At 60.6% G+C, this 16,939-nt stretch carries 15 protein-coding genes and 2 tRNA genes; 8 read left to right on the top strand and 9 right to left on the bottom strand.

Annotation, left to right across the window (positions count from 1 at the left end; translation table 11 throughout):
* Positions 1–290: 290 nt before the first annotated feature.
* From QX071_RS17545 to QX071_RS17535, 3 genes are all read right to left on the bottom strand, one after another.
* Positions 291–1,049, bottom strand: coding sequence for a DUF2497 domain-containing protein (locus QX071_RS17545; protein ID WP_315703887.1), 759 nt, complete (start codon positions 1,047–1,049; stop codon positions 291–293).
* A 428-nt stretch (positions 1,050–1,477) separates the two neighbouring features.
* Positions 1,478–2,863, bottom strand: coding sequence for a TolC family outer membrane protein (locus QX071_RS17540; protein WP_315703886.1), 1,386 nt, complete (start codon positions 2,861–2,863; stop codon positions 1,478–1,480).
* Positions 2,864–3,140: 277 nt separating this feature from the next.
* Positions 3,141–3,806: a protein-L-isoaspartate O-methyltransferase gene (locus QX071_RS17535; RefSeq protein ID WP_315703885.1), complete on the bottom strand. Its 666-nt coding sequence runs from the start codon at positions 3,804–3,806 to the stop codon at positions 3,141–3,143.
* Positions 3,807–4,208: 402 nt separating this feature from the next.
* Here QX071_RS17535 and QX071_RS17530 point away from each other — a divergent pair.
* Positions 4,209–4,283: transfer RNA gene (locus QX071_RS17530), tRNA-Asn, on the top strand.
* A 620-nt stretch (positions 4,284–4,903) separates the two neighbouring features.
* Here QX071_RS17530 and QX071_RS17525 read toward each other — a convergent pair.
* On the bottom strand, positions 4,904–5,371 hold the full coding sequence (locus QX071_RS17525; RefSeq protein ID WP_315703884.1) for a hypothetical protein: 468 nt from the start codon (positions 5,369–5,371) through the stop codon (positions 4,904–4,906).
* Positions 5,372–5,772: 401 nt separating this feature from the next.
* On the opposite strand from QX071_RS17525, the gene QX071_RS17520 reads away from it, so the two are divergent.
* Positions 5,773–7,866, top strand: a complete 2,094-nt coding sequence (locus QX071_RS17520; protein WP_315703883.1) for an acyltransferase family protein — start codon at positions 5,773–5,775, stop codon at positions 7,864–7,866.
* Here QX071_RS17520 and QX071_RS17515 read toward each other — a convergent pair.
* The 4 genes from QX071_RS17515 to QX071_RS17500 form a co-directional block, all read right to left on the bottom strand.
* Entirely contained in the window at positions 7,863–8,213 is a 351-nt protein-coding gene (locus QX071_RS17515) for a hypothetical protein (RefSeq protein WP_315703882.1), read from the bottom strand. The genes QX071_RS17520 and QX071_RS17515 overlap by 4 nt on opposite strands.
* Positions 8,210–8,350: a hypothetical protein gene (locus QX071_RS17510; protein ID WP_315703881.1), complete on the bottom strand. Its 141-nt coding sequence runs from the start codon at positions 8,348–8,350 to the stop codon at positions 8,210–8,212. Before QX071_RS17510 ends, QX071_RS17515 begins: the two co-directional genes overlap by 4 nt.
* A 117-nt stretch (positions 8,351–8,467) precedes the next feature.
* Positions 8,468–8,656 (bottom strand): hypothetical protein, encoded by a 189-nt coding sequence (locus QX071_RS17505; RefSeq protein ID WP_315703880.1) that lies wholly within the window; start codon positions 8,654–8,656, stop codon positions 8,468–8,470.
* A 358-nt stretch (positions 8,657–9,014) separates the two neighbouring features.
* Positions 9,015–10,010 (bottom strand): tripartite tricarboxylate transporter substrate-binding protein, encoded by a 996-nt coding sequence (locus QX071_RS17500; RefSeq protein WP_315703879.1) that lies wholly within the window; start codon positions 10,008–10,010, stop codon positions 9,015–9,017.
* A gap of 101 nt (positions 10,011–10,111) precedes the next feature.
* On the opposite strand from QX071_RS17500, the gene QX071_RS17495 reads away from it, so the two are divergent.
* From QX071_RS17495 to QX071_RS17465, 6 genes are all read left to right on the top strand, one after another.
* The gene (locus QX071_RS17495) at positions 10,112–11,344 is read left to right on the top strand and encodes an HlyD family secretion protein (RefSeq protein WP_315703878.1); all 1,233 of its coding nucleotides are present in this window, start codon (positions 10,112–10,114) and stop codon (positions 11,342–11,344) included.
* Positions 11,326–13,320 (top strand): glycosyltransferase, encoded by a 1,995-nt coding sequence (locus tag QX071_RS17490; protein WP_315704282.1) that lies wholly within the window; start codon positions 11,326–11,328, stop codon positions 13,318–13,320. The genes QX071_RS17495 and QX071_RS17490 overlap by 19 nt, the downstream gene beginning before the upstream one ends.
* A gap of 195 nt (positions 13,321–13,515) precedes the next feature.
* Positions 13,516–14,019 carry an NUDIX domain-containing protein gene (locus tag QX071_RS17485; protein ID WP_315703877.1) on the top strand — a complete coding sequence of 168 codons (504 nt, stop codon included), beginning with the start codon at positions 13,516–13,518 and terminating at the stop codon, positions 14,017–14,019.
* 367 nt (positions 14,020–14,386) lie between these two features.
* Positions 14,387–14,644 (top strand): hypothetical protein, encoded by a 258-nt coding sequence (locus QX071_RS17480; RefSeq protein ID WP_315703876.1) that lies wholly within the window; start codon positions 14,387–14,389, stop codon positions 14,642–14,644.
* Positions 14,641–15,072 carry a response regulator gene (locus tag QX071_RS17475; protein WP_315703875.1) on the top strand — a complete coding sequence of 144 codons (432 nt, stop codon included), beginning with the start codon at positions 14,641–14,643 and terminating at the stop codon, positions 15,070–15,072. The genes QX071_RS17480 and QX071_RS17475 overlap by 4 nt, the downstream gene beginning before the upstream one ends.
* Before the next feature lie 683 nt (positions 15,073–15,755).
* Positions 15,756–15,829 (top strand) — tRNA-Cys (locus QX071_RS17465).
* Positions 15,830–16,178: 349 nt separating this feature from the next.
* Here the strand turns inward: QX071_RS17465 and QX071_RS17460 are convergent.
* Positions 16,179–16,928: a tRNA-uridine aminocarboxypropyltransferase gene (locus tag QX071_RS17460; RefSeq protein WP_315703873.1), complete on the bottom strand. Its 750-nt coding sequence runs from the start codon at positions 16,926–16,928 to the stop codon at positions 16,179–16,181.
* Positions 16,929–16,939 lie beyond the last annotated feature (11 nt).

Below are 16,939 nucleotides of genomic sequence, written 5' to 3'. Positions count from 1 at the left end.
GCGCCAGCTTTCCAAAATTCGTGGACCCTCGCAGCTCTGCCCTCAGAGTTCCGATCGGAACTGAGAAACTCACCGCAAGCTCATGACTCTCAAGCTCTTTTCGAGCCGATGCACCGTCCGAGGCAACCGCAAGCGAGCGGGCGGCGGCACCTCCTCGGCGGCACCAGTTTGAAGATGGGTAGAAACCCCCCGCAGCGCATCAAGTCAACAGCAGCCCGGAGGGGGCGTCTGCGCGCCAAGACGGCGCGCGGGCAAGACGGCAAAGCGGAAGACGCGCTTGGAGCCGGCGCTCAGCGGCCGCGCGACACCCGCTCGATCTCCGCCTTGACGATGCGCTCGACCAGGGCCGGCAGATTGTCGTCGAGCCAGCTCTTCAACATCGGCCGCAGCATCTCTTTGACGAGATCCTCCAAGGTGCGCGCATTGTTGCTGAGCACCGTATTGGCCAGGGCGTTGAAAGCCGACTCCACGGCATTGACCGTGGTTGGCGACAGGATCGGCTGCTTGGGAGGCGTCTGATCGAAGGACGATTCGAACGTGGGCGCCTTCACAGTCTGGTTCGCCGCGGCGCGTTCAATGAACTCGATGTCGTTCTGCGGTTCGACCCTGCGGAATGAAGCCGGCGCGGGGCTCGGAGCGGGGGGTGGAGGTGCCACTGCCATATCGTCCGTCAACTCAAGTACATCAGGTTCTGGTTCTGGTTCGGGGTCTGCGGGCCGAACCTCTTCGGCCGTCGTCTCATCCAATCCCGCCAGCAATGCGTCGATGTCGTCCTGGCTATTGCTGGCCGGAGCCGCGGCTGGTGGCGGCGCTGCCGGCGGAGGAGCCGCTTTTGCGGTTGCAGCAACGGCGGCAGGAATTTTTGAAGGTGGGATGTCGTTCATCGCCGGCTTAGGCGCCGGCTTCTCAGCTTTCGGTGGCGGCGCGGCTGCAGCTGCCACAGGCTTCTCGGCAGCCGACGGCTTGGCTTCATCGTCGGCGATGATGCGCCGGATCGACGCCAGAATCTCCTCCATCGAGGGTTCTTGCACTTTCGCGGGCTGCGTCATTTCCGACTCCAAATCATCGACGCCGTCGCACGCGTCATCTTACCCCAAGCACCGCAAGATTCGCAGGCTCCGGATCCAAGAGGCTCGGATTTCCTGATGGACATGCCCCGATTGTCTCCAGATTATGCGCCGCTCGATGCAGTTGAAAGAACGATGCCGTCCGCGTCGGAGCTCCGCTTGGAATGATACTCCGAGGCGCTCCGAATCGTTCCGCGGCCTTTTTTAGGCTATGTCATGGCAACAAATGATTGCAAGCAACGCTGGCCGCGAACCGGTGGAGCAGGCAAAGTTAGTAGCCGTTCGGCGCAGGCGCGCCACAACTTCTAACAGCATCGGCCTGTCGCCTCAACAAACACTGCCGCGTTCGCTACACACGAAAACGCCTCGGCCAATGGCCGAGGCGTTGATCGTCTACCCTTGCGATTGGTTTACCGCCCGTCTGGCGTGCGAACACCAGCCCAGCTGTCACGAACCTGATGGTAATGGACGCTCGGATCATAAACCGTGGTGGGCAGGTTCAAGACCTGGGGCGACAGCCGTCCGATGGCATTGAGCACCGAGTATGACGCCACGACCCGATCGTGCTGCGCCGTCACCAAGGCGTTGCGCGCGTTCACGAGTGCCTGCTGCGCGTTCAGAACGTCGAGCGTCGTGCGTTGTCCCGCTTTCGCTTCTTCGCGCACGCCGTTGAGAGCGACCTCGGACGCGGTCACCTGCGCCTGCGCAGAGGAAACCTGAGCCTTGCCGGCGACCAGCTGTCCCCAAGCCGTTACCACGTTGGCACGAGTCTGATCGCGCGTCGTATCAAGGTTCAGACGCTGCTGCGCCAAATTTTCCTTCGACTGGCGGATCAATGCATACTCCGCGCCGCCTTGGTAGATCGGAACCGTAAGCTGGGCGACCGCCGATGCACCGAACGAGCGGAAGGACTGCAAGCTCTGCTCATTGGATTGCTGTGCCTGAGCCGTCACCGTCACCGTCGGCAGCAGCGCCCCCTCGTTGATCTTGACCTGGAGATAATTGACGTCGATGCCAAACATCGCCGCCGTGACACTCGGATTTTCCGTCAGGCTGGTCTCGATGGCCTGCTGAAGGGTGGACGGCAGGAAACGGTCGACCGGCGAGCCGGGGGCGAGATTCTCGGGTTCGCTGCCGATGATGCGGCGGAAGTTGGAACGGGTCGTCGTCAGGTTGGACTCAGCGGTCAGCTGCTGCGTCCGGCCCGCGGCGAGCTGTGCCTCCGATTGCGCCACGTCAGTGCGCGTCACCTCGCCGACATTGAAGCGGTCGCGGGTCTGTTTCAGAGTCTGCTCAAGAACCCGCGTGTTGCTGCGCTGAACTTCCACGATGGCAGCGTCACGGAGATAGTCCATGTAAATGGTCGCGGCCTGGAACAGCACTTGCTGCTCCAGAACGCGCAAACCTTCACGCGCGCCAGACACCTGGCTCTCGGCGGCTCGCGTCTTGTTGGCCGTCTGATTGCCGTTGTAGAGCGTCTGGGTCGCGGTCACGCCGACGCTTCGCGGGACCGTCTTTCCATGGAAGGGGTCAGTGCCCGCGCTGATCTGAATGTCCTGGTACTGGTAGCCGCCAGTGGCTGTGAGTGAAACCTTGGGCCGGTAACCCGACAGGGCCTGCGGCACGTTCTCGTCGGTAGAGCGGACCGCGGCACGCTGGGCATTCAGCTGCGGGTTATTCTGATAAGCACGGACCAGCGCGGCCTCTATCGTATCGGCCAGCACAGGCGTGGGTCCAGCACAAGCAATCAGGAGGACCGCAGCCGCCGCTGCGGTGACGACCTTCACCCCAAACATCCCTGTTCCAATCATCGTTGTTACCGGCTCAACGCCAAAGCCGGGCCGTAAGCCACAAGAGAGACTCCCGCGCGCCACCGCACCTTATTCCCCACGCAAGCGCGACGAAACCACCCAAGATCGGACTCGTGTGGAAACTCTACGCCTGCAGCATCCGGGCCACACTTCTGATTTAAAACAGATTTCCGCCCGCCCACAGGCCTGCGACCGCCGCAGAATCCCCATGGGGGCGCCCCGGCCAGAGGCCATTTCGGGGCGGTTTCGGGGTGAAACAGTCTTAGAAAACGAACTCGGGAACCCGCTCAAGTCCCGGCAGGACCGGAGCCGAGGCATCAAACAGGACCCGTGAGCCGAAATCTTGATGTGAGTGGGTAATGATCATGGCCCGCGCGGGCTTGGTCTTGGCGAAGACCCCCACCAGGCGTCCCCCCTCCTTGAGCTGGCGGCACAAGCCATCCACGGGAACCTCTGAGGCTCCGTTCAACAGAATCACATCGTAGCGGTCATCGCCCGGATCACCCTCGGCGCATCCTGCCACCTTGACCGTGATATTGTCGAAACCGAATTTCCCGACCAGCCCTCTGGCGCGGCCCTCAAGCGCCGGATCGCACTCGGTGGCGACGATTCTCTCGGCGAGCGGTGCCGTCAAAGCCGCCAGATACCCGGTCGCGCAGCCGACGACCAGAACATGATCGGTAGGGAGGATTTCCGCGGCTTGCAACAGCTTGCCGGTGAGCATCGGCTTGATCAGGAAGCGCTTGGCCGAGCCGGCTTCAGAGACATCGAGATCGAGATCGAGGTAGGCCAGCGCGCGACGATCCTCAGGAACGAAGGCCTCACGCGGTACCGTCAGCATTGCATCCAGCACGCGATGATCGGTGACATCGTTGGTGCGCACTTGGCTATCGACCATTTTCTGGCGTGCAATCGCAAAGGCGGACATGGGGCAGACCTGCAAGCAAGCGGACAAGCCGCGAAGGAACTGCGTGACCTTTTGGTACAAGGCTTTTGAAAACGCAACATGATGATCGTCCGGCCTTCGGCAGAGCTGGCCGCTCTCTGCGGCAGGCATCCGGAGGCGACGTCGCGCATTGGTTCAAGACGCCAATCCATTGTCCGCGAGTCGCGTGCAAAATCGGGCAATCAGACCGACCGACTTGCAAACTTCCTGCGACCGGATTGTGGGGACGCGATCGCCCGCGAGCTCCTGGTTCCGCAGTAAGTAATTGTCAGAACGAAACTTTTCGTTCTTTTCGGAGTTCTGTGCGATCGCGTGATTTCCTCCTATGCAAGGCGATGCGGCTTTGTTATACGCTCCCCCGCTCGCGGCCCTTAGGTCGCCTGTTCCTCGGTAGCTCAGCGGTAGAGCATTCGACTGTTAATCGAATGGTCGCTGGTTCGAATCCAGCCCGGGGAGCCAGAGAGCTCTTTTCAGGCCAAATCCCCCGTTCAATTCCTTTCAAACCCGCCTGAAGCGCCCTGAAAACACTCGGTTTTTCCCTATCAATCCCGTTCCGGGCCGTCTCTGGCCGTTCAAATCCGCGGGAAACCGTGGGGCCTCTGGTGGGGGCCTCTGCCTCTTGTGCCCCAATTTCGGGGCCTATTCTCCAAAAGGCCCCCAGCGAGTGGAAGCCTAACGAGAAGGGCGCACAAGATGGCCGAGAAGCTGCTGACCGACAACAAGATCAAGGGAGCCAAGCCCAGGGCCAAAAATCCTACAAGATGTTCGATGGCGGCGGCCTCTAAGGTGGCATAGGCGCGGTGCTCGGCGACATCGATCGGCTGCGCCTTGGCCAGCCGGGTCAGGAATTCGTCGTCGATAGTCGGCGCCAGCGGCAGGCCCTCGCGATTGCGGAAGTCGAGAATAGCGCCCTCGGTCCTGCCTTTCGGCGTCATCGAACCATCGCCGCTGTCGACCTGGAACAGCCTGATGTTCTTAGCTGCTGCTGCACGCGTGCAACTAGCTCCGGATCCGGCACCTCGGCCAGATCCGGCAGCCGCGCGTGCTGCTCCGGATCGTTCTCGAGGACCCCCCCTCTCTCAGCGCTGCGCCTCCTTCTCGCGCCGCGCGGACAGGCCCTTCTCATCAGGCGTGCCCTTCCAGATCCGCTTCATCGAACGCAGCAGCGCCGGCACCCGGGCGAGATCGCCGCGCTTGATCGCGGCCTTGATGTCGCGCATCTCGGCATAGCGCGGCCCCTGCTTGTCGAAGGAGGCGCCGCGGTTGAGCACCAGCGAGAACAGCGCTCCCTTGCAATACGGCGACAGCGCGTCATAGCCCGGCAGATGCGCGCGGCACATCGTGGTGTAGCGCGGCAGGTCGCACGCCGCGTGGACCTCCGGCGCGAGATCCCAGGGAATGTCGACGACGCCGTGCAGCTGCCGCGTCAGATCGCGCGCGCGGCCCGGTGACGCCGGCGCAGGACAACAGCGCGCCCAGCTCGGCGTCGGAGATCCGTCCCTCCCAATCGGCCGCGATCTGCTTTCGGCTCGCCTGGCCGAAATCATGGCCGATGGCGCCAGTCGGCCCCGACTGCGGGTTCGGCCAGGTCAGGCACCGGCAACGCTTCTCATAGACATCGCGGCTGGTCACCTCGTAGCCGACGGCGTCGTCGAAGGTCTCCTGCGAGATCCCGTGCAGGTCGATCATCTTGATCTGCCTCATTGTTGGGACGATTTTTGTGACGAACGCGGAGGGCGCGAACTCTTCAAATCGCGGTACCCCACTGAAAAATCTTGATATTCCAGCAAAACTCCCAGAAAGGTGCGCATCGGCAGATCGACCCGCAAGGATTGAATGCTCCCAAATTGAGATGCTATGCCTGACCCCTGTTCGGGCGATCACGACGGCTCGGCGGGGGCGCAGCACTAGACCTTCGGTGCGCGCGAGTGACAGGGGGCCGCTCGACATGCACGGAACCGACAAAAGCAGTGTGTCCGCATTCGGACCGGCGACCAACTATGCGGGCCACTATCGCCCTGATATCGATGGGCTCCGCGGCATCGCCGTACTATCGGTCGTGATCTTTCACGCGTTTCCGGGCGCGCTGCGCAGCGGCTTCGTCGGTGTCGATATTTTCTTCGTGATCTCCGGCTTTCTGATCACATCGATCATCATCAACGGTATCGCCAAGGATCGCTTTAGCTTCGCAACGTTTTACGCGCGCCGCATCAAACGCATCTTCCCCGCGCTCGCCGTCGTACTGGCGGTATCGCTTGCGGCTGGTGCCTTTATCCTTTTGCCGGATGACTACCGCCTGCTCGGTAAGCACACGGTTGCGGGCGCCGCCTTCGTTTCCAACGTTGCACTCTGGCAAGAGGCCAACTATTTCGACGTCGCTGCGGAGACCAAGATCCTGTTGCATCTGTGGTCGCTTGGGATCGAGGAGCAATTCTACCTGCTCTGGCCAGCGCTCATCTGGATCGCCTCGCGATGGCGTCTCAACCTCCTCACCCTATTTGCCGCGGTCTTTGTCGCTTCGCTGGTCTATTGCATCATGATGACGCCCGCGAACCAGGTGATTGCGTTTTATTCTCCCGCCGCTCGGTTTTGGGAGCTCGCCGCTGGCAGCATCCTGGCGCGAGTGTCGTTTGCCGCCCCGCGACCGGCCGCATGGCTCGAAAACAGCGTGGCGACGGTCATTAGCTCGGTTCTTTTCGAGCGGGGCAGCATCGACAAGGAAAAGCTCTATCGGGACTTTCTCTCAATCACCGGGATCGGACTGATCGGCGCCTCGGTCCTGGTGATCACGCGCCAGCACGAATTCCCAGGTTGGTGGGCGTTGATGCCAGTCGTCGGAAGCTACTTCATTATCCTTGCTGGCCCGGGAGCTTTGCTGAACCGACTATTGCTCTCCAATCCCGCGATGGTCTGGATCGGCCTGATCAGTTATCCCCTCTATTTATGGCATTGGCCGCTGCTCGCATTCGCCCGCCATATCCATGGCGGTACACCACCGACGACCATCCGCGCCGGCTTGATGATGGCCGCGGTCGGCCTTGCTTGGCTCACCTATCGCTATATCGAGCGACCGATCCGTTTCGGTTATCGGCAGCGCTCGATCGTTCCAGCGGTGGCAGCGACCATGGCCGCGGTCGCGATAGTCGGCGTTGTCGATGTCGCGCTCGGCGGGCTGCCTTCGCGCCTGAACCGAAACAGGAGCTTATATGCCGCCTACTTCGAGAGCTATCTGAACGGAACCGGCCACCTCGAGGAACGGGCGCAAATTGGACAGAACCAATGCAATTTCTATGCATGGGATGCCAAGATGCCGACCCTTGTCCCACGCGCGGCGATCGATCCCGACTGTTACACCAAGCATTCTGCCAAAAGCGTTCTGCTCTTCGGCGATTCAATTGCCGCTGATCTCTACTACGGGCTGCGCGAGGTGCTGCCGAAAGACATCTCGGTTCTTCTTATCTTCAGTTCCGGATGCCAGCCCGGCTATTTGGTTCCTCACATCGTCCAGATACATCACTGTGCCATGGCCAACCACTTCGCCATGGAGCGCATCAAGGCCGATCCGCCGGACGTTGTGGTCATGAACTCCAACAACTCGTATGAGATCGACGCCATCCGCAAGGTTTCGGCGATGATCAAGGGCTATGGCGTGAAGCACGTCCTCCTGCTCAGTGAGCGGCCACACTGGAAGCCTTATCTTTATAAGATCATCCTCAACGAATATTGGCCCCAGATGCCGCGGTACATTCCAGGTCACCAGGATGAAGAACTCGCCGCACTGGACGAGAAGTTCAAGGCCGCGCTGCGAAGCGATGAGCCGTTCGAGTTCATCGACGAGAGAAAACCCTTCTGCAATTCAGAGGGGTGCCTCACCTTTCTCGGCAATGATCCTCGCGATGGCATGATTACCTTTGACCACGGGCATTTGAGGCCGTTCGCATCGGTCTGGCTCGCCCGCCAGCAGCTTGGACCGCTGATCATGGAACGACTTGGCGCGGATGACGCGCAACAGGAGCGTGCCACATCACTTACGCTTCCCTAGATCACCAATCCACCACTCACGGTTGTCGCCGTTCCAGGAACCGAGAGGCCGTTGGTAATCAGCAGCGGCTGTTGTTCGATCATCGAGGCACCAATGCTGGAATAACCCGTTGTCGTCGGTTGCGTCCCCAACGTCGCGCGAGCCTTTGCCTTGAGGTGAATAAACTGCCCGACGATGGTTGGACCGGATGGCGCTATCGTGCCAGAGAACGTGCCAGCTTCGCCGCCGTCGAAATGGATCAAATCGCCGAACGTATTCGACACCGTGATATCGCACGGCAGAGGCTGCTGGACGCCTTCCCGACGCGGTCTGAGGTCGACGTCGTACCGATAGAACGCCGTCGTCACGAATCGCCCTCACAAAAGATGATCGCCTCGGTCTGCGAGTTGCGAACCCGGCGCGGCGCGTCCCGCGTGGTCTGGCCAACGAACTGTGCCGAGAAGCCGCCCATGCCCCAGATGCCCGCAAGGCCGCGGCGCAACATCAGTCGGCACCTCAATCCGCATGATATCGCCGTCCCGCTCGACAACGCGCCCATGACTGCCCTCGGCGATCAGGCGAACCTGCGCGGCTCGGGTATCTAAGTCAGTCATCGGGACGATCAACGGGCTACCAGAGGGATGCCCGCCGCATCCGCTTCCTTGATCACAACAGCGCGGATTTCCTCGAACGCGAAGGAGTACAACCCCACCAACTCATTCGCTATGGCCATCGGGTCAACCATTCCGGCGCCCTTCAGGTCCTTCAAGCGCTCCCTGATCTCCTCAATCAACTGCTCATGCTGGGTCATCTGGTCGACTCCATCGGGAGACTCCCAAAATGAGTCCCCTAGGAAAACATACCTCCTGGAAAGATGGGCCTCCAAGGTGAGACTCCCCGAGTCCCATGGATGGATCGCCCTGCGCGGGTGGATGTGTGCTGAGGGAGGAGGGTCCTAAGATAGACCAGTCGGCCCGATCCAATACGCCCCCTCCCCTGGGGCGGCGGTGGCAAGGAAAACATGTCTTGCTGCTCTCCGGCAGTCAATTGCGAGCCCCGAAGGCCCGAATCCTGGAGTTCGATCGATGCATCATCGGCCGGCATCGATCAAGCGCGACGAGCAAACGGCTGGACCGATCCCCGGCGTCGGGCCGGCGCTGGCGACCGCGCTAGTTTACATCGAGACGTTCCGCCTGGATGCGGGCCGTCCAGCGATTCGTCTCGTCCCTTACAAATCCAGTCAGTGCTTCCGGGCCGCGCTGTTTGCGGTCAGGAACAGTGCCCCCAAGCTCGATCAGCCGGTTGCGCACCGTTTCGTCGTCCAGCGTCCTGGACAGCGCATCATTGAGCTTTTCCACGATGATATTTGAGACCCCCTTCGGGGCGAACATCGCGTACCACACGGACAACTCATATTCCGGCAACCCACCTTCCTTTGTAGTCGCGACATCCGGCAGGGTCTTGCTGCGCGACGGCGCGGCGATCGCGTAGGCCTTGACCTTGCCGGCATGGACTTGAGGCGCTGCAATTATGGTCGAATCGCACGTGTAATCGATGCGGCCGCGGGCCACCGCATCCATCAAGGCCGTGGCGCTTTCGTACGGGACAAGGCGCGGAGTCGCGTGGAGCACATGATTGAGCCAACCGCATGCGATAAAAGGAACGGAACCGACGCCCGCATGTCCTTCATCGAGCTTGTGAGAGTTCGTCTTCACGTAATTGATGAACCCGTTGAGGTCCGCGGCAGGGAAATCCCCTCGCCCAAGGATGATGATCGGCGAGGTCGCCACCAGCCCGATCGGTTGGAAATCGATTTGAGGATCGTATGCAAGGTTAGGGTACAACGCCGGTGCAGCCGCATGGGTGCCAGTGTTTCCCATCAACAATGTATATCCATCCGGCGCAGCCTGCTTTACACGCAGCGAAGCGGTCGAGCCGGCCGCCCCCACGATGTTCTCCACCGCCACTTCCTGTCGCAATAGGAGAGACATATGGCCGGCGATGACGCGCGCGACCGCATCGCGCGGACCGCTCGGGATCCAGGGCACCACGAGGGTAATCCTGCGGGCGGGATAGTCGCTGTCCTCGCTGCGAGGCTCAGTAGCCCAAAGCGCTCCACCCAGAATGGTTACAAAAGCCAGCAGAAGCCGTGCCGTCGAAATCATGTGACTTCCCGTCGCTCGGTTCGGACCAACTATTCAAAATTAGCACAATCAGACGTTGATTCAAATCAATGGAACCACTCTAAATCAGTCGATAATGAATTATGGCTTTATGGAACCGGCGGTCCGTTCGTATCACAGTCGGCATTTTGTTGTTGGGAGGCGCCGCCGTTGCGATCCTGCCGACACTGACCGGCTATACGAGTCTTGATGGAACCGTGAACGCACTTATCACGGTGATCTCAGCTCCCATTGACGGCACTGTAACGGTTACTCCGCCCAAAATCGGGACTGCCCTGACGGGAGGAACTGAACTGCTGGGCATCCGAAACGATCAGATCGTCCGCACGGCTGAAGTCCAGATGAGCGCAGAGCTCGAGGCGGCACGGCAGCGGCTCCAGGCCATGGACGCCCGGCGCACCCAACTAATGGCCCTCCGTGAGGAACTTCATACACGTTGGCTGGAATATCAGCAGGCCAGCATTCAGAATCTGACCCAGCAAATCGACATACGACGTCAACAAATAACCACGGCGATGGCGCAGCGAGTGGCGGCCGCGTCCGACCTCACCAGAAAGCAGCGGCTGGGGGTGACAGGTATCGTGGCCGAATCCGTGGTCGAACAGGCGCGGGCAGCCTCTGTCGGCGCCGAAAACGCACGCACCATCGCCGATATGGAACTGGACAGACTGACCCTGCAGCTCGATTCCGTAAGGAAAGGTATCTTCATCGGCGAGGGTCGCAATGATGTGCCCTACTCCCAGCAGCGGATCGACGAGATCTCCATCCAGCTTGCCGAATTGGAATTCAGCGAGCGAGACCTCAAAGCCCGCATCGTCCAGCTTTCCACGCAGCAAGAGGAAGAACACGAACGCAACCGGACATTGGGATACGTGAATTTGCGAATCCCGTTCGACGGGGTCGTTTGGCGCAGCAATGTGGTCGAGGGCTCCCATGTCATCGCGGGCAATGAGCTTATGCAGGTGCTGGACTGCCGCGACCTGTTCGTCGACATTCTCGTAGCGGAAGTCGATTACGACCAGATCTACCCCGGACGCGAGGCGCAGATCCGGCTGTTCGGTCGCTCCGATGTGCTTGAGGGCAGGGTCCTGTCGGTGCGCGGCAGCGCGGCGGTGGTCGACGATGTGGTGCTTGCGGCGAAACCTCCGCAGAGCCGCGGCAAGGACGCACGTATCCGCGTAGGCCTTCCTCAATCGGCGCTGAATTCAGATTATCCAAACTTCTGCCAGATCGGACGTTCCGTCCAGGTCCGGTTCAAGACCCGCTCGCTCCCGATTGTGCGTTGGTTGAGGTCGATATGGTTCAGTATTACTTAGAACCATTCGGCCCGACGCTGCTGGTTGCGGCGGTATTCTTCATTTTTGTCCTGAATTCGCCGCGCCAGCGCACCTGGGTGCGGACGATCACATGCACTTTTGTGCTGCTGGTCTCGCTGCGGTACCTTTGGTGGCGCTTTCACGACACCGTCCTGCCCTATCCCTATGGCGGTCTGACGTTCTACTGGGTGTGGTTTCTTTTTTCCATCGAACTGCTGGCATTTGCCGAGATTGCGCTCTTTCTCCTCATCATGAGCCGTTACGTCGAGCGCAGCGCCGAAGCCGACCGGCTGCAGGCGGCGTTCACGGCGCGACCGCAGGAAGAGTGGCCGACCATCGACATCTTTATCCCAACGTACGACGAGCCCATCGACGTGCTCGAACGCACCATCGTCGGATCCCTCGCGCTCGATTATCCGAAGGACAAATTCAGGGTCTATGTGCTCGACGACAAGCAAAGGGATTGGCTGAAAGTCTTGTGCGAGGAGAAGCGAGCCATCTACGTGTCTCGGCCGGACAATTCACATGCGAAAGCCGGAAATCTGAACCATGGCCTGGGAATTTCGTCCGGCGAATTCGTCGCGATCTTCGATGCCGACTTCGTCCCCTACCGGCAATTTCTCCGCCGGACGGCACCGTTCTTTCGCGACCCGACAATCGGCATTGTGCAGACACCGCAGCACTTCTTCAACAAGGATCCCATCCAGTCAAATCTTAGCATTGAGCGCGTCTGGCCGGACGAGCAGCGGCTGTTCTTCGACGAGCTGGCGGCGAGCCGGGACGCATGGGACGTCTCCTTCTGTTGCGGCTCGTGTTCGATCATTCGCAGACGAGCGATCGAGGCGATCGGAGGCATTCCCACCGAGTCCGTCACCGAGGACCTGCTCACGACGCTTGAAATGCTGAACAAGGGCTACAAGACACGCTATTTGAACGAGCGGCTGTCGATGGGTCTGGCCGCAGAGAACCTCAGGGGCTATTTCATTCAGCGCAGCCGCTGGTGCCTCGGGGGAATCCAGAGCCTGTTCGTGAAAAATGGCCCCGTCCATGGGCCCGGCCTGACTCTCCTGCAGCGCATCATGTTCATGCCGACGAGCTGGCTGATCCAGTACATCGTCCGCTTCTGTCTCCTGATAGTTCCCATTGTCTTTCTGTGGACCGGAGTTGCTCCGCTCTTTTTCACCTCGACTGAAGACATCATCTACTATCAGATGCCAGTCTTGCTGGCCTACTTCCTCCTCATGAAATGGATCACGCCATCGCGATATTTACCTGTCGTGTCGAACGCCGTCGGTGTGTTTGCAACGTTTCGCCTGCTGCCCACGGTGATCATGGCCCTCATCAAGCCGTTCGGGGCTCCCTTTAGGGTAACCCCAAAAGGCAGCGGAGCCGGCCAGGGCTATTTTGACGGATACACATTTTCCTGCATCTCAGTGTTAGTCACACTTACCGTGCTCGGCGTCATCATCAACATCGTTCCTGAATGGTCGACCATACGCAAGGGCGAGTTTTCGGTCGTCGCCATGTATTGGGCGGGAGCAAACGTCGTGCTGCTCGTGATCGCTGCCCTCATTTGTTTCGAGAAGCCTCGCGTACCAGTAGTGGCGTTCTTTATTGGTGAACCGGCCAGCGCACGATCCAATCGGGGACGTGTTCCCGGACGACTCATCAGCATGTCGCTGGAATCCGGCACTCTGGAGGTTTTGCAGGACGAGCCGCTTTCCGTCGGCGACAATATCCTCATCGAAGCCGCCGGGTTTCCTCCTCTCCCGTCCCGCATCGAGAGCATTACCAGAGGGGCGGCACGGAAGACCTCGATCCGGTTCACGCACGAACTGGATGCGGCTTCACGTGATCGCCTGATCGTGAAGCTCTATACCGGAGACTACTCGCAGGAGATTCGCACGCTCGATACGCTTGCGATCATGCGCGGATTGTGGAAGCGGGCTTTCGGCCGAACTGCGATAGGTGTGTAGCCGCTTTCGAGGTTGGGCTCGGCGAAGATATTTCTCGCCAAGGATACGATGCGGTGCGGGCGGTGGACATCGGACTTCGCTTGACGATGTGGTTCGATCTCGACCTCGAAGATTCCGCATCGCTGCCAGCCAATGTACTTGACGCCCTGTGAGCAGTCGGGCAAGCGAGGCCCCTGCTCGGAGCTCGGTTCGCCCATGCCTATTTCTGCCCATATGAAGGCCGTTCGCGACAAGATCGGCCACGACCTTCTGGCGACGACGGCTGTTTCCATCTCGATTTTCGACGATCAGAATCGGCTGCTGCTGGGGCTCGACGCCGAGACCGGCCTATGGACCTTGCCTGGGGGCGCGATCGATCCCGACGAACATCCTGCCGATGCGGCGATGCGCGAATGTTTCGAAGAGACCGGGCTCCTGACCCGTCCGGAACGGCTGATCGGCGTGTTCGGCGGTCCGGAATTTCTGATCCGGTATCCGAACGGCGACCTCACCTACTACACCGTCATTGCATTCGAGGCGTCGATCATCGGCGGTGCCCTGACGCCCGATGGTGACGAGATCGCAACGCTCCGCTTTGTCGATCCGATCGAGTGGCAGAATCTTTCGGTGTCGCCCTCGAGCCGCATCATCTCGCGGCAGGCGTTCGCGAGGGAAAATGCGCCGTTCTTTGCTCGGCCAACCTGGCGGCCTCAGGGCTGAACCCATAGCAATGAATTCGCCTGTTTGCAGTTGCTTGAAGAGGGAAACAAGGCGCGACCGCGGTGCCTGCTCGAATGAAAGAGGCCATTCTGCCTGCGATTAATCGTCTTGCCGTTAGTCTGCCGCGCAGCACCGGCATAGTCCGGCCAACTTACAGGCAAAATGACACGCACCTTTGCATGCTAGGGTGCATAAAACGCGGAATTTGACGAGCGCGGCAACATAACGCCCGCGCGCATCACAAAACTTCTGGTTGCAAAACAGGAACAATTGATTCAGGCTGCAAGTCTTGGCGATGCAGCTAGGTCAATCTCAGCGACCCGCTCGTCGCGTGTGTCCTTCAGTCTGGCTGACACTGAGGTGGCCAATGCCCACCATCCTTGTCATCGACCACGATCGAGCACCCGGCACCATCCGGGAATTCATCAAGATCGACCCCACCATCCCCACCCTCGCCCCATCGCATTACGCCTTCACCGATTGCCGACAGGGGGATCCGGCCGCGGTCGGCTCGGCCATCAAGGTGGGTGCCACTGCTGCCCAGCAAGCGCCGTTAGATATCGTCGACGTGCTGGCAACCGTAGACCGAGCCGGCGAAGCATCCTTCATCCGGAGGGTATCATGAGGAACATCCTGGTCGTCGACGACGAGGTGGGGATCTGCTGCATGATCCAGCATCTGCTTATCAGGCAGGGCTATGCTGTTACGGCCATGACCGATGGCAGGGCGGCCCTTGCAGCGGTGGCAAACGACGAATACGCCGCCGCTCTCATCGACCTCAACCTTCAGGGGATCGATGGCAGCAACGTGATGCGGGCAGCGCGGGCGGTTTGGCCCGTCATGCCAATCGTCATGATGTCGGCGATGGTTCTGGAATCCGGGCGTGGCGCGCCCGACTTTCTCGGCATGTCGGTCAGAGTGCCGGGTCTCTACAGGTTGGCCAAGCCGTTCGATCCGAACGACCTCGCACAGCTCATGCAGGAGATCCTGCCCTCCTCTGCCGCGATTGTCGCCGGCGAGATGCAGACTTGGCCGACAACGACTTCGAACTGAACGGGCCTACCCTGGTGCTGGGCGCTGCTTGCCGGGGCGGGATCGGTCGGCACTCGGCTGCATTCTCGTCCCGATCACGTGCCCGCTAACGATCGGCTCGCGCATCGCGTCCCATCCGTTCGGGGGGCTTCCGGATCCAGGAGCGGTGAAATGTTCCCGGGGAAATGTGATTTTACTCACGTGCTGCGATCTTTGACCTCCGCTAACGTCAGCGCGAGAGTGAAGTGGCCGGTAACCAATGCCCGGATCGGCGACAGATCATTAGAATTAGAGCGAATCGCTCAACCGGTCGAAAGAACTGTTTTGCGATGGTGCGCACGCGAATGGCGTGAGGGCATCATGGGTGAAGTTGAGTACGAGTTATTGCTGGACGTTGTGCGAACGGCGATTGCGCCGGAGCCCCAGGCCCACCAAGAGATCGTCACGATGCCGCGCGTGCCCTCGAGATCTTTCGCATTGCCCAAAGCCGCGAACGACAATCAGACCCCCTGGCCACTGATCCCGTTTCCTGACGGCTGGCATGCGGCCTGCTGATTGAACGAGGCGTGGCCGCTGGCGGTCGCGCGTGGCGATCAGTATTCCGGTCCGAGAGGCGGCACGAATAATCCGGGGAACCGGCACCGGATGGCGGCGAGAATGGTTGCCTAGCCCACTGATCGCCTGTATTGAACCGCCCTGAATGGGGCCACGTGGCGGAGTGGTTACGCAGCGGTCTGCAAAACCGTTTACACCAGTTCAATTCTGGTCGTGGCCTCCATCAATCTTCTCAATGACTTAGAACCATCTCCTGCGGCCGCGTCGAGGCTCGTTCCGGCGCGCTCAGACGGGAAGATCGTCGATCCCGCCGGGATACGCGGCCCGGAACCGCGGCCATGTCAGCAACCGCCCGGATTGCGAGGCCGAACAGCACGGCGCGGCCGTGTCGCGGCGCCCCCCGGGGGTCCGCCTCTGCGCGTAATCGCGCAGCTGTACCACGTTGGATTCTTTATCGTCTTGCTGCATAGGCTCCATCCTCGCCTCATGCTGCAATGCAAAAAGCGTACCGATGGTCCCTGGAGCACGATCCGGCAAAGTGGAAACCGGTTTTCTGAAAAGATCGTGCTCCATCAAAGAGATGATACCGCGCGCTTATGACGCCGATCCCGATTCCTCCGGGGCTTGGGGGGCGGCGTGAGTTCCGGATTTACCCGCTGCACCTCGCGGTAGCGTGACAGCATCCGTTCGAAACTCGCATTCAGCGTGGCGGCGATCTCCGGGCGGTGCTCCAGTGCGCCGATCAGCATCCCAGCCGCCTCGATGGTCGACAGCCCATCGCGGCGCGGCTCGCGACGGAGACGGCCGTAGCGGGACGGATAGCGCGGACCCAAGATCACGCGCTGGCACTTGAGCATCCAGGGATTGCGCCACCACAACGCCTTGGCCTGGCTCCAGGTACCGTCGAGCAGGATCACGCCTTCGATCCCTTTCAGGACGCCGCGCTGGTTCTCGGCGACCTCGCCTTTGCGCGTGAGCGCGACAACCTCACTGTCCGGATCGAGATCGGCAGCCTTGGCCGACCCGAGATACAGAACCGCCCAGCGCGCCGGATCCGCCACCGGGCGGCCCAGCGCCTTGGCTAGGCTCGGCCAGGACAGGCCGACACGAACGACGGCTTTTTCGAAATGCTGCGCGGCCAACCGTGCGGTGCCAAGCGCCCGGTCCTGCTCCTGCGGATGCTGCAGGATCAGGAGCGAAAGGCGGCTCGCGATCGGAGTGACGCTGTCGCAAATGCAGAGCGGCATCTGCTTCTGGCAGCGTGGGCAATCGGGATGTTCGCCAAGCTGGTCCGCGACGAGAGGTTCTTTGGGATCTGACATTTCCCGGCTAT

It is taken from the genome of Bradyrhizobium sp. SZCCHNS1022 (genome assembly GCF_032484835.1).
Lineage (GTDB): Bacteria > Pseudomonadota > Alphaproteobacteria > Rhizobiales > Xanthobacteraceae > Bradyrhizobium.
Note: the sequence above shows the minus strand (reverse complement) of the source record. Positions and strands in the feature narration are given on the sequence as shown.

What these genes read in the sequence shown, in the direction of transcription:
- QX071_RS17545 (WP_315703887.1), bottom strand. Translation starts at nt 1,049, where the DNA reads ATGACGCAGCCCGCGAAAGTGCAAGAACCCTCGATGGAGGAGATTCTG.
- QX071_RS17540 (WP_315703886.1), bottom strand. Translation starts at nt 2,863, where the DNA reads ATGTTTGGGGTGAAGGTCGTCACCGCAGCGGCGGCTGCGGTCCTCCTG.
- QX071_RS17535 (WP_315703885.1), bottom strand. Translation starts at nt 3,806, where the DNA reads ATGTCCGCCTTTGCGATTGCACGCCAGAAAATGGTCGATAGCCAAGTG.
- QX071_RS17525 (WP_315703884.1), bottom strand. Translation starts at nt 5,371, where the DNA reads ATGATTTCGGCCAGGCGAGCCGAAAGCAGATCGCGGCCGATTGGGAGG.
- QX071_RS17520 (WP_315703883.1), top strand. Translation starts at nt 5,773, where the DNA reads ATGCACGGAACCGACAAAAGCAGTGTGTCCGCATTCGGACCGGCGACC.
- QX071_RS17510 (WP_315703881.1), bottom strand. Translation starts at nt 8,350, where the DNA reads ATGTTGCGCCGCGGCCTTGCGGGCATCTGGGGCATGGGCGGCTTCTCG.
- QX071_RS17505 (WP_315703880.1), bottom strand. Translation starts at nt 8,656, where the DNA reads ATGACCCAGCATGAGCAGTTGATTGAGGAGATCAGGGAGCGCTTGAAG.
- QX071_RS17500 (WP_315703879.1), bottom strand. Translation starts at nt 10,010, where the DNA reads ATGATTTCGACGGCACGGCTTCTGCTGGCTTTTGTAACCATTCTGGGT.
- QX071_RS17495 (WP_315703878.1), top strand. Translation starts at nt 10,112, where the DNA reads ATGGCTTTATGGAACCGGCGGTCCGTTCGTATCACAGTCGGCATTTTG.
- QX071_RS17490 (WP_315704282.1), top strand. Translation starts at nt 11,326, where the DNA reads ATGGTTCAGTATTACTTAGAACCATTCGGCCCGACGCTGCTGGTTGCG.
- QX071_RS17485 (WP_315703877.1), top strand. Translation starts at nt 13,516, where the DNA reads ATGCCTATTTCTGCCCATATGAAGGCCGTTCGCGACAAGATCGGCCAC.
- QX071_RS17480 (WP_315703876.1), top strand. Translation starts at nt 14,387, where the DNA reads ATGCCCACCATCCTTGTCATCGACCACGATCGAGCACCCGGCACCATC.
- QX071_RS17475 (WP_315703875.1), top strand. Translation starts at nt 14,641, where the DNA reads ATGAGGAACATCCTGGTCGTCGACGACGAGGTGGGGATCTGCTGCATG.
- QX071_RS17460 (WP_315703873.1), bottom strand. Translation starts at nt 16,928, where the DNA reads ATGTCAGATCCCAAAGAACCTCTCGTCGCGGACCAGCTTGGCGAACAT.